Source organism: Pseudomonas sp. BAV 4579, assembly GCF_009765395.1.
GTDB lineage: Bacteria > Pseudomonadota > Gammaproteobacteria > Pseudomonadales > Pseudomonadaceae > Chryseomonas > Chryseomonas aestiva.
The window spans coordinates 59,439-72,091 of the sequence record NZ_WHOV01000019.1; the positions used below are offsets into that span (position 1 = coordinate 59,439).

General features: G+C 66.1%; 7 protein-coding genes. All 7 read right to left on the bottom strand.

Going from position 1 to position 12,653, the window contains the following annotated elements; translation table 11 throughout:
• Nucleotides 1-55 precede the first annotated feature (55 nt).
• The 7 genes from GSQ95_RS06345 to GSQ95_RS06375 all read right to left on the bottom strand — a co-directional run bounded on the left by GSQ95_RS06345 (nt 56) and on the right by GSQ95_RS06375 (nt 12,635).
• Entirely contained in the window at nt 56-529 is a 474-nt protein-coding gene (locus GSQ95_RS06345; protein ID WP_007161635.1) for an RNA pyrophosphohydrolase, read from the bottom strand.
• A gap of 191 nt (nt 530-720) precedes the next feature.
• Entirely contained in the window at nt 721-2,244 is a 1,524-nt protein-coding gene (locus GSQ95_RS06350; protein ID WP_158893548.1) for an MFS transporter, read from the bottom strand.
• Nucleotides 2,245-2,354: 110 nt separating this feature from the next.
• Nucleotides 2,355-3,368 (bottom strand): Ldh family oxidoreductase, encoded by a 1,014-nt coding sequence (locus tag GSQ95_RS06355; protein ID WP_158893546.1) that lies wholly within the window; start codon nt 3,366-3,368, stop codon nt 2,355-2,357.
• A gap of 92 nt (nt 3,369-3,460) precedes the next feature.
• A complete protein-coding gene (gene hemE, locus GSQ95_RS06360) occupies nt 3,461-4,528 on the bottom strand; it encodes a uroporphyrinogen decarboxylase (RefSeq protein ID WP_158893544.1) in 1,068 nt (355 codons plus the stop codon).
• A gap of 334 nt (nt 4,529-4,862) precedes the next feature.
• Complete coding sequence (locus tag GSQ95_RS06365) at nt 4,863-6,281, bottom strand: FAD-dependent oxidoreductase (protein ID WP_158893542.1); 1,419 nt, start codon at nt 6,279-6,281, stop codon at nt 4,863-4,865.
• A 90-nt stretch (nt 6,282-6,371) separates the two neighbouring features.
• Nucleotides 6,372-10,820: a glutamate synthase large subunit gene (gene gltB / locus GSQ95_RS06370; protein ID WP_158893540.1), complete on the bottom strand. Its 4,449-nt coding sequence runs from the start codon at nt 10,818-10,820 to the stop codon at nt 6,372-6,374.
• 216 nt (nt 10,821-11,036) lie between these two features.
• Nucleotides 11,037-12,635 carry an AAA family ATPase gene (locus GSQ95_RS06375; RefSeq protein WP_158893538.1) on the bottom strand — a complete coding sequence of 533 codons (1,599 nt, stop codon included), beginning with the start codon at nt 12,633-12,635 and terminating at the stop codon, nt 11,037-11,039.
• Between the last annotated feature and the right edge of the window lie 18 nt (nt 12,636-12,653).

Sequence of the window (12,653 nt, forward strand, 5' to 3'; positions counted from 1 at the left end):
CATCCTGCATGACCACAGCTTCTCCTCACCTTTTTCGCACCGGCCGTACCGGTAATCAGGCCAGCAAGCGGGGTGCCAACTCCTTGAGCGCCCGCCGATAGACCTCGCGCTTGAAGGTCACCACCTGGCCCAATGGGTACCAGTAGCTTACCCAGCGCCAGCCATCGAATTCCGGCTTGCCCGTCACATCCATCCGCACCCGCTGCTCTTCCGCGGTCAGCCGCAGCAGAAACCACTTCTGCTTCTGGCCGATGCACAGCGGACGGCTATGGGTGCGCACCATGCGCTGCGGCAGACGATAGCGCAACCAGCCCCGGGTACAGGCCAGGATGCGGACGTCATCGGGGCTCAGCCCCACCTCTTCGTTCAGCTCCCGGTAAAGCGCCTCTTCGGGCGTTTCCCGGTCATCTATCCCACCCTGGGGGAACTGCCAGGCATCCTGGTTGATGCGGCGGGCCCACAGAACTTGGCCGGCATCGTTGGCGAGAATGATGCCGACATTGGGGCGAAAACCATCAGCGTCGATCACGGCTGCCACCCTTGAAAAATGTCGTTGCCCGCATTGTTCCACAAAGCCCGACAGCCCAGCAATGCAAGCTCCGGACCGACTGGGGCGCGGCCGACCGGCGCAGGCTCCCGGCGGCTGCCGCGACCTGCAAAAGCCCGCATTATGGTGGTCGCTAGCTGAACGTCGGCTTAAGGGCCGGCAAACGTCGCGCTTCAGCGAAAATGCCGTTGCACGGCCATGTAGAGGGCCAGTGCCAGACCGATCCAGCCGACCAGCCAGAAATAGTCAAGATAGCCCAGCACCTGGCTCTGGCGGGTGACCAGACTGGAGATCTGCGCCAGGGCGCTGTCGGCGCCGGTGGCTTGCCGATAGCGTTCGCCATAGGCCTGGTAGTTCTGCGCATAGGGATTGACCGCGGCGCTGAGCACCGCGGCGTGAAAGGCGTCGCGCCACTGCAGGAAGACGTTGGAGAGCACGATGCCCATGGGCATGACCAGTTGCTGGGTCATGTTCTTGATCTGGTAGGCCTGGCTGAAATAGGCCGGCTCGACGCGCATGAAGGTGTACATGATGATCACCGCGAAGGTGCCGATCAGGTAGGTGCCATGCATCATCAGCCCCGGGACCAGCTGCTGGTAGAGGGGCACGTCGGCGTGCTGGCGCACCATCCAGAAGCCGTAGCCGGCCAGCAGCAGGTAGCCCGCCACCAGGTACTTGCGAAAGCCGCCCCAGGGAAAGCGCTCGCGCAGCCGCACCGAGGTGATCATCAGCAGCGGGGCCAGACCGCACAGCCAGCCCAGCGCCATGACGCCCCCGGCGGTATAGACCGGCAGTTGCAGGCCGTTGACCACGTACTGGGGGATGATGAAGTTGTAGGCGCCGAGCAGGAAGTAGTTGAGCATCATGAACAGCATGCCGGCGAGAAAGCCCGGGGTGATGGCGTGCTTGAAGTCCAGCGTCGGCCGTGCCAGGCCGCGCTCGTAGTAGACATAGAGGCCGAGGATGGCCGTTCCCAGCAGCAGCTCCAGGGCCAGCCACAGCCCATCGCTGAAGAAGTCGAAGGCCAGGCGCTGGGTGGTGGTGGTCAGCAGCAGGCTGCCCACCGTCAGCAGCACCATGGACAGCAGCGAAGGCGCTCCGGAATTCTGCAGCGGATGGGAGCGCCGCGGCAGCGAAAGCCAGACGCACACCGCCACCAGCGCACAGGCCAGCGCCGGCACCATGAAGATGGCGCGCCACTGATGACCTTCCAGCAATTCCGCGGTGGTGAAGGACGCGAGCGCACCACCCAGGGGTACGCCGGAAGCGAAGGCGCGGATCCCGGTCGGCAACTGCGGACCGGAGAAATACATCTGCACCAGTACCCGCGCCCCGGCAAAGAAGGTGGCGGCACCGGCGCCCATCAGTACTCGCCCGACGATGAAGGTCGGCAGATCGGTGGCCACCAGGCAGCACACCTGGCCGACCAGGTGGATGCCGACGGCGGTGAAGATCAGGTTGCGATAGCCCAGGCGCTGGGCGAACCACTGGTGCGGGGCACTGGTGACGATGACCGCGGCGCTGTAGCAGGCCGTGGCCAGGGTGTAGCTGCGGGGGTCGATACCCAGGCCGCCGTAGACATAGCGGTTGGCCAGGGCGATCGACAGGTTGTCGAGAAAGTACACCAGCACCATCAGGGTGATGCTCAGCAGCAACAGGCCGCGGTGGTGAGGGCGATCGGTGTCGTCGGCGTACATGAAGACCCAGGCTGGCACTAAGGGGGCCAGTCGTGGACCCTGCGTCCAGGGCGGGGTTCAGAGACCGCGTTGTCGCAGCCTCCTCCAGGTGATGCACATCGCGTCCCGGCTCAGCCGGGCAGTAGGGCCCGGACGTCGGCCAGGAGTTCGTCCGGCACCTCCACCCAGCCACGGGTGGTGTTACGAGTCCGTGCCTGGTAGCGGCGTTGCGACGGCAGGCGGGCGCCCTGGGCCTCGATACCGGCGAACAGCTGCTCGGCACGCTGCTGATAGTCGGCCACTGCCGCGCCGAGAAAGCGCTGGGGATCGAAAGCCAGGATGAGTTCGCCGTGATAGGGCAACCCGCCCGCGCCGGCGTCGACCACGGAAGACTCCGGACTGGTGAGATCACCGATCAGCGGGCCGGCGAGCAACTCGATCATGGCCGACAGCGCCGAGCCCTTGTGACCGCCAAAGGTGAGCATGGCGCCCTCCTCCAGCACGGTGCGGGCATCGCTGCTGGGAGCACCCTCGGCATCCACCCCCCAGCCCTCGGGCAGGGCCTTGCCGGCGCGACGATGCAATTCGATTTCGCCGCGGGCCACGGCGCTGGTGGCGAAGTCGAAGACGAAGGGCTGCCCTTCCGGCCGTGGCCAGCCGAAGGCCAGGGGATTGGTACCGAACAGGGGGCGATGCCCGCCGGCCGGGGCGACATAGGCCTGGGTCGGATTGCAGGCCAAGGCCACCAGGCCCCTGGCGGTGAGGGCTTCCATCTCCACCCAGAGCGCCGAGAAGTGCACGCAGTTGTTGATCGCCAGGGCTGCCAGACCGCAATTGCGCGCCTTGGCTTCCAGCAGCGGCAGACCCGTGTGAAAGGCCAGCGGCGAGAAGCCGCCCCCGGCATCGACCCGGACGATGGCCGGTGCCACGTCTTCGACGCGAGGCTCGGCATCCGCCACCACCTTGCCGGCCTTGAGCGTCTTGACGATGCCCAGCAGCCGATAGATGCCGTGGGAGGCGCAGTCGTCACGCTGGCCGGCCACCATCATGGCAGCGATGGCCGCGCCCTGCGGCTGGCTGAAGCCGTGGGCCGCGAGCACCTCTTCGGCCAGGTGCTGCAGGTCTTCCGGGGTCATCTGGGCCATGGCGGCGCTCCGTCGGGAAAACCCCGACTATGCCGTAACCGGCCACGCCCCGCTCGCTCGACTTGGGACCGGCCGTGCCGATCCCGGCACAGTCAGCCCTGGTGGTAGCGCCCCGACAACTCGTGGACGGCTTCGATGAAGGCACCGGCATGGGCCGGGTCCACCTCGGGGGTGATGCCGTGGCCGAGGTTGAAGACGTGGCCGCTGCCCTGGCCATAGCTTTCCAGGATGCGCCCCACCTCCGCGCGGATGGCCGCCGGTTTGGCGTAGAGCACGCTGGGGTCCATGTTGCCCTGCAGGGCGACCTGGCTGCCGACCCGCCGACGGGCTTCGCCGATGTCGCAGGTCCAGTCCAGACCCAGGGCCTCGGCGCCACTGTCGGCCAGACTTTCCAGCCAGAGACCGCCATTCTTGGTGAAGAGGATCACCGGTACCTGGCGTCCTTCATGCTCGCGGATCAGCCCGGCGACGATCTTGCGCATGTAGGCCAGGGAAAATTCCTGGTAGGCCGCAGCGGACAGGTTGCCCCCCCAGGTATCGAAGATCTGTACCGCCTGGGCACCGGCGCGAATCTGGCCGTTGAGGTAGGCGGTGACCGCCTGGGCCAGCTTGTCCAGCAGCAGGTGCAGGGCCTCGGGGGTGTCGTAGAGCATGGCCTTGGCCTTGCGGAAATCCTTGCTGGAGCCGCCTTCGATCATGTAGGTGGCGAGGGTCCAGGGGCTGCCGGAAAAGCCGATCAGGGGTACCCGGCCGTCCAGCGCCGTGCGGATGGTGCGCACGGCGTCCATCACGTAGCCCAGGTCGGATTCGGCATCGGGGATCGGCAGCGCCTCGATGTCGGCCGGCGTATTGATCACCTTGCGAAAGCGCGGCCCCTCGCCGGTCTCGAAATAGAGGCCCTGACCCATGGCGTCGGGGATGGTGAGGATGTCGGAAAAGAGGATGGCGGCATCCAGCGGATAGCGCTCCAGCGGCTGCAGGGTCACCTCGCAGGCGAATTGCGGGTTCTTGCACAGACTCATGAAGTCCCCGGCGCGGGCCCGGCTGGCGCGGTACTCGGGCAGATAGCGCCCGGCCTGGCGCATCATCCACACCGGGGTGACGTCCACCGGCTGCTTGAGCAGGGCACGCAGGAAACGGTCGTTCTTCAGGGCAGTCATGGCGACATCCGGCAGCAAAAGTGCCGGCATTGTCGCAAAGCGGCTGGCAAAAGGCACGGCGAGGGGTCGTGCCTTTTGTCTATCGGGGCGATGGGGTGCTCCATAGGGTGACGGTACAGCCTCGCCTATCGCCGGACGGTCATCCAGATGGAAAACGCTGTGCGGTTTTCAATCCTACGGATCGGCGGGCTGATCGCGGCCATGCCGGTGCGCCGTAGCGACCGCTCCTACAGCGTGATGCTTTTCGTAGGAGCGGCCCACGGACGCGATAATCCTTCGCCAATAAAAAAGCCGACCGGCTTGTACCGGTCGGCTTCTGTCTAGCCGTCGAACGTCAGACGCCCAGGTAGTCGAGGATGCCCTCGGCGGCGTTGCGGCCTTCGAAGATGGCGGTCACCACCAGGTCGGAGCCGCGCACCATGTCGCCACCGGCAAAGATCTTCGGGTTGCTGGTCTGGTGCTTGAACTCGTGCAGCCCTGGCGCGACCACGCGGCCCTGGGTGTCGAGGTCGATGCCGAACTGCTCGAACCAGGGCGCGGGACTCGGGCGGAAACCAAAGGCGATGACCACCGCATCGGCCGGCAGGATCTCCTCGGAACCGGGAATCGGCTCGGGACTGCGGCGACCACGGGCATCGGGCTCGCCCAGACGGGTCTCCACCACCTTGACGCCTTCCACCTTGTCTTCGCCGATGATGGCGACGGGCTGGCGGTTGAAGAGGAACTTCACGCCCTCTTCCTTGGCGTTCTTCACTTCCTTGCGCGAGCCCGGCATGTTGGCGGCGTCGCGGCGATAGGCGCAGGTCACGCTCTTGGCGCCCTGGCGGATGGAGGTGCGGTTGCAATCCATGGCGGTGTCACCACCGCCCAGGACCACCACGCGCTTGCCCTTCATGTCGACGAAGTCGGCCGCATCCTTTTCGAAGCCCAGGTTGCGATTGACGTTGGCCACCAGGAAATCCAGGGCGTCGTGCACCCCGGGCAAGTCTTCGCCGGGGAAGCCGCCCTTCATGTAGGTGTAGGTGCCCATGCCCAGGAAGACCGCATCGAATTCTTCGAGCAACTGGTCCAGGGTCACGTCCTTGCCCACCTCGGTGTTGAGGCGGAATTCCACGCCCATCCCGCCGAAGACCTCGCGGCGGCGGCTGAGCACGGTCTTTTCCAGCTTGAATTCGGGGATGCCGAAGGTCAGCAGGCCCCCGATCTCGGGATGCTTGTCGAATACCACCGGGGTCACGCCGTTGCGTACCAGGATGTCGGCACAGCCCAGGCCGGCCGGACCGGCACCGATCACGGCGACGCGCTTGCCGGTCGGCTTGACCTTGGACATGTCCGGGCGCCAGCCCATGGCGAAGGCGGTGTCGGTGATGTACTTCTCCACCGACCCGATGGTCACCGCGCCGAAACCGTCATTGAGGGTACAGGCGCCCTCGCAGAGCCGATCCTGCGGGCAGACCCGGCCACAGACCTCGGGCAGGGTGTTGGTCTGGTGCGCCAGCTCCGCCGCCGCCAGGATGTTGCCTTCGGAGACCAGCTTGAGCCAGTTGGGAATGAAGTTGTGCACCGGGCACTTCCATTCGCAATAGGGGTTGCCGCAACCCAGGCAGCGGTGCGCCTGCTCGGCGGCCTGCTGCGGCTTGAAGGGATCGTGGATCTCGACGAATTCCTTCTTGCGCTGGCGCAGCAGCTTCTTCTTCGGATCCTTGCGACCGACCTCGATGAACTGGAAGTCGTTGTTCAGACGTTCAGCCATTTCCAAACCTCTTGAAGCGACGCCCCTTCAGCAGGGCGCCACGAGCTATCACGGTGAAACCGGCGCCTTGCGGCGCCGGCATCGAAGTCGTTATTCCGGACGGGCGCGGGTGCTGACCAGCAGCGATGCCAGGCTGGCCGCCTTGGGCTTCACCAGCCAGAACTTGCGCAAGTAGTCGTCCAGGTTCTCATGGAGATGGCTGCCCCAGGCGCTGCCGGTCTCGCGCACGTATTCGGCCAGGACCCCTTCCAGGTGGCTGCGATAGGCTTCCATGGCCTCGCTGTTGATGCGCTGGATCTCCACCAGTTCGTGGTTGACCCGGTCATAGAAACCATTGTCCAGGTCCAGCACATAGGCGAAGCCGCCGGTCATGCCCGAGCCGAAGTTGTAGCCGGTCTTGCCCAGCACGCAGACGAAACCGCCGGTCATGTACTCGCAGCAGTGGTCGCCGGTGCCTTCCACCACGGTGTGGGCCCCGGAGTTGCGCACCCCGAAGCGCTCACCGGCGGTGCCGGCGGCGAACAGCTTGCCACCGGTGGCGCCATAGAGGCAGGTGTTGCCGATGATGGCCGATTCCTGGCTCTTGAAGCCCGCGCCCTGGGGCGGGGTGATGACCAGCTTGCCGCCGGTCATGCCCTTGCCCACGTAGTCGTTGGCATCGCCTTCCAGATACATGTGCAGGCCGCCGGCATTCCAGACGCCGAAGCTCTGGCCAGCGGTGCCCTTGAGGCGGAAGGTCAGCGGCGCCTTCACCATGCCCTGGTTGCCGTGACGCCGGGCGATTTCGCCGGAGACACGGGCACCGATGGAGCGGTCGCAGTTGCCGATGCTCAGGCTGAAGTCACCGCCTTCGAGCTTTTCGATCCCGGGCAGCGACAGGCGCACCATTTCCTCGGCCAGCAGACCCTGATCGAACGGCGGATTCTTTTCCACCTGGCAGAACTGCGGCTTCTCGGCCGGAATGTGATCGCTACCCAGCAGCGGGGTGAGATCCAGGTGCTGCTGCTTGGCGGTCTCGCCCGGCAGGATTTCCAGCAGGTCGGTACGGCCGATCAGTTCGCCCAGGCTGCGTACGCCCAGCCTGGCCAGCCACTCGCGGGTTTCCTCGGCGATGAAGGTGAAGAAATTCATCACCATTTCCACCGTGCCGATGAAGTGTTCCTTGCGCAGCCGGTCGTTCTGGGTGGCGACGCCGGTGGCGCAGTTGTTCAGGTGGCAGATGCGCAGGTACTTGCAACCCAGGGCGATCATCGGCGCGGTGCCGAAGCCGAAGCTCTCGGCGCCGAGGATGGCCGCCTTGATCACGTCCAGGCCGGTCTTCAGACCGCCGTCGGTCTGCACCCGCACCTTGCCGCGCAGGTCGTTACCGCGCAGGGTCTGGTGCGCCTCGGCCAGGCCCAGTTCCCAGGGCGAACCGGCGTACTTGATGGAGGTCACCGGCGAAGCACCGGTGCCGCCGTCGTAGCCGGAGATGGTGATGAGGTCGGCATAGGCCTTGGCCACACCAGCCGCTACCGTCCCCACGCCGGGCTCGGACACCAGCTTGACCGATACCAGCGCCTTGGGATTGACCTGCTTGAGGTCGAAGATCAGCTGCGACAGGTCTTCGATGGAATAGATGTCGTGGTGCGGCGGCGGCGAGATCAGGGTCACGCCGGGTACCGCATAGCGCAGCTTGGCGATCAGGCCGTTGACCTTGCCACCGGGCAGCTGGCCGCCCTCGCCCGGCTTGGCGCCCTGGGCCACCTTGATCTGCAGGACCTCGGCATTGACCAGGTACTCGGGGGTGACGCCGAAGCGGCCGGTCGCCACCTGCTTGATCTTGGAACTCTTGATGGTGCCGTAGCGCGCCGGGTCCTCGCCGCCCTCACCGGAGTTGGAGCGCCCGCCCAGACGGTTCATGGCCTCGGCCAGGGCCTCGTGGGCCTCCGGCGAAAGGGCGCCCAGGGAGATGCCGGCGGCGTCGAAGCGGGTGAAGATGTTGGCCAGCGGCTCGATCTCGTCCAGGGCCAGGGGCTGGTCGCTGGTCTTGACCTTGAGCAGGTCGCGGATCATGGCCACCGGACGCTGGTCCACCAGCGCGGTGTATTCGCGGAACTTGGCGTAGTCGCCCTGCTGCACGGCGGCCTGCAGCAGATTGACCACGTCCGGGTTGTAGGCGTGGTACTCGCCGCCATAGACGAACTTGAGCAGGCCACCCGGCTGGATCGGCTTGCGGTTGTTCCAGGCTTCGCCGGCCAGCAGCTTCTGCTCGGCTTCCAGGTCGACGAAGCGCGCGCCCTTGATGCGGCTGGTGACGCCGGGGAAGCAGAGGTCGGTGACCTCGTCCGCCAGGCCCACGGCCTCGAACAGCTGGGCGCCGCGATAGGAGGCGACGGTGGAGATGCCCATCTTGGAGATCACCTTGAGCAGGCCCTTGGTGATGCCCTTGCGGTAGTACTTGAACACCTCGTAGAGGTCGCCCAGCACCTCGCCGGTGCGGATCAGATCACCCAGCACCTCGTAGGCCAGGAACGGATAGACCGCGGTGGCGCCGAAGCCCAGCAGCACGGCGAAGTGGTGCGGATCACGGGCGGTGGCGGTCTCCACCAGGATGTTGCTGCTGGTGCGCAGCCCCAGGTTGACCAGGTGATGGTGCACGGCGCCGGTGGCCAGCACCGCGTGCACCGGCAGCTTGCCCGGCTCGATGTGGCGGTCGGTCAGCACCAGCAGCACCTTGCCGGCGCGCACGGCCTCCTCGGCCTGCTCGACGATGTTGCGCAGGGCCGCCTCGAGGCCCAAGGATTCGGGGTAGTTGAGGTCGATCTTGACATGCTCGAAGCCGGGCTTGGGCATGTTGAGGATGGTCCGCCACTTGGCCGGCGAGACCACCGGACTGCTCAGGATGGCGCGATCGGCGTGCTCGGCGGTTTCCTCGAAGACATTGCGCTCGGCGCCCAGGCAGGTCTCCAGGGACATGACGATGGACTCGCGCAGCGGGTCGATTGGCGGGTTGGTGACCTGAGCGAATTGCTGGCGGAAATAGTCGTAGGGCGAGCGGATGCGCCGCGACAGCACCGCCATCGGGGTGTCGTCGCCCATGGAGCCCACGGCTTCCTGGCCCTGCTCGCCCAGCGGGCGCAAGACCTGATCACGCTCCTCGAAGGTGACCTGGAACATCTTCATGTACTGGCGCAGCTGATCCTGGTCGTAGAAGGCCGAACCGTGATCGTTGTCGTCCAGGGTCGCCTGGATGCGCATGGCGTTCTTGCGCAGCCACTGCTTGTAGGGATGGCGCGCCTTGAGGCGATTGTCGATGTCGTCGGTCTGCAGCACCTCGCCGGTCTCGGTGTCCACGGCGAGGATCTGGCCCGGGCCGACCCGGCCCTTGGCGATGACGTCGTCGGGCTGGTAGTTCCAGACGCCGACTTCCGAGGCCAGGGTGATGTAGCCGTTCTTGGTGGTCACCCAGCGCGCCGGGCGCAGGCCGTTGCGGTCGAGCAGGCAGACCGCGTAGCGACCTTCGGTCAGCACCACGCCGGCCGGACCGTCCCAGGGCTCCATGTGCATGGAGTTGAATTCATAGAAGGCGCGCAGATCGGCGTCCATGGTCTCGACGTTCTGCCAGGCCGGCGGAATGATCATGCGCACGGCGCGGAACAGATCCATGCCGCCGGTCACCAGCAGTTCCAGCATGTTGTCCATGCTGGAGGAGTCGGAACCGACGCGGTTGACCAGCGGACCGAGCTGGTCGAGATCCGGGATCAGTTCGTTGACGAACTTGGTCCGCCGCGCCTGGGCCCAGTTGCGGTTGCCGGTGATGGTGTTGATCTCGCCGTTGTGGGCGAGATAGCGGAAGGGCTGCGCCAGCGGCCACTTCGGCAGGGTGTTGGTGGAGAAGCGCTGGTGGAAGACGCAGATGGCGGTGGCCAGGCGCGGATCGCCGAGGTCCGGATAGAAGGCGGCAAGATCCGCCGGCATCATCAGGCCCTTGTAGACGATGACCCGGGACGACAGGCTGCAGATGTAGTGCTCGGCGTCCTCGGCGTTGCGCACCGAGGAACGGCGGCGGGCGGAGAACAGCTTGACCCCGAACTGCTGGTCGTCGAGACCCGGACCGGCGACGAACACCTGCTCGATGCGCGGCAGGCGGGCCAGGGCCAATTCACCCAGCACCGAGGTGTCGATGGGCACCTTGCGCCAGCCGACCAGGGTCAGGCCGGCGGCCTCGATCTCCAGGTTCATGTTGGCACGGGCCCGTTCGGCACGGGCCTCGTCCTGGTTGAAGAACACCACGCCGGCAGCGTACTGCTCGGGCAATTCGGCACCGAACTGCTCCTGGGCGATGGCGCGCAGGAAGGCGTCCGGCTTCTGCATGAGCAGACCGCAACCGTCACCGGTCTTGCCGTCCGCGTTGATACCGCCCCGGTGGGTCATGCAGGTCAGGGCTTCAATGGCCGTTTCCAGCAGGTCGTGGCTGGGCTCGCCCTGCATATGGGCGATCAGGCCGAAGCCGCAGTTGTCCTTGAAGCTATCGGGATTGAACAGGCCTGCTTTCATAGCGCTCTCACCGGCAATCAGGTTATTGCGAAGGCATCACAAAACGGTCCGCTTATTTGAACTTTTTTCGGACAGTCAAAGGCTGACCAGTGTAGCGAAAAAATCGCTTACGACAAACACTGATGACACCTGATGAAAATTTGGTGACGCAAAAAAGAAAGCCCCGGCATCACGCTCGTGATAGCACCGGGGCTTTATTTGCATCTCAGGCAAGAATCAGCGACTGGTGGCGATGTCCTGCTGGATGCTGGCGAAGGTCCGCGGCCAGGGTTTGCTGGCCTGCACCTTGGCCGGCAGCTGCTTGACCGCCGCTTCCGCCGCCGCCCGATTGGCGAAGTTGCCGTAGGTCACCACATAGAGCGCCTTGCCCTGGTAGCTCTTCTTGAAATAGCGGAAGTTGCCACTGTCGGACTGGGCGGCGATGAAGTCCTGCGCGGCCTTTTCGGTGCTGGTGCCCACCACCTGCAAGGCGTATTTGCTACCGGCCTGGCTGCCGTACCAGCCCGCCGCGGCGCTGCCGGCGTGGGCAGGCGCCGCCGTCGGGGCCGGCTTGGCCGGTGCCGGCGCGGCGGTAGGCGCAGGCGCGGTATGCCGGGGCGTTGGGGCAGCCACTGCCGGCGCACTGGGCGCTGGCGTGCGTGCCGGTGTCCGGCTGGGCAGTTCGTCTTCGTCACTGACCGGCGGGGCTTCGGTGGTCACGGTCGGCGGCACGCCGCCAGCGCCCATGTCGTTACCCGCCGCGGTACCCGCCTGCCGGCCACCAGCCGCTTCCGCCAGGGGTTCACGGATGACCGGCTGCGACTCACCCACCAGCGGCAGGGGCAGCGGCTTGGAAGAGCCGTCGAACTGGATGGGCGCCCCCTGGGCGTCCTTGCCGGCGGAGGCGGTGTTCTGGCCACCCATGGGCAGGTCCTGTCCGGCCGTGCCGGTGGCCGGGGCCTCGCTCTTGCCGCCCTTCAGCGACAGCGCCGCGGCGCCCACCGCCAGCACCACCACCCCGAGAATGACCAGGTGCTTGCGCGGCAGCGCCGCCAGCAGATTGCGCGAGCCCTTCGCCGGTGCGGCGGCCTTCTTGCGCCGGGCGCTCATGCCCGCCACCAGGACATCCCGGGCTTCTTCGTTGAGCCGACCGGGCCAGCCGCCGGAGCGCTGGTGGATGGTCGCGAGTTGCTCGTCGGTGAATATCTCCAGACCCTGGCCGGCACCCTCCAGGCGCTGGGCCAGATATTCCTCGGCCTCGCTCTCGCTGTAGGGCAGCAATTCGATGGCGTGATAGCGCTCTTCGCCCTGGGCGATGTCTTCCAGGCGCATCACCACTTCCGCTTCGCCGAACAGGAAGACGTGCAGGCGCTCCTTTTCGCCGCCACCGGCCAGTTCCAGCAGGGCTTCCAGCGCGGGGGTGGCCAGCGCCTCGGCGTCATCCACCAGGATGTAGACCTCCTGCCCCGCCAGGCGCACTTCCGCCGCCTGCGCGAGAATGGCCGCCGGCGTCTGGCTGTCGGCGCCCACGCCCTTGGCGACCTGGGCCAGCACGGTGCGGGCGTCGCCGCCGTTCTGCGCGGAAATCACCACGCAGTGCACGGCCTCCTTCTTGGTACTGGCCGCCAGCGCCTGGCGCAGCAGTGTCTTGCCACTGCCCTCGGGGCCGCTGACCACCAGCAGCAGCTGGCTATAGCGGGCCAGATGATGCAACTGGCCCAGCACCGGCTTGCGCTGCGCCGGAAAGAATTTGAAACCGGGAACGCGGGCGGCGAACGGGTCGTGAGTGAACTGATAGTGACCGAGGAAGGCTTCGTCGGCGTGCAGATTGGACATGGGACTCTCTTGTTCTCC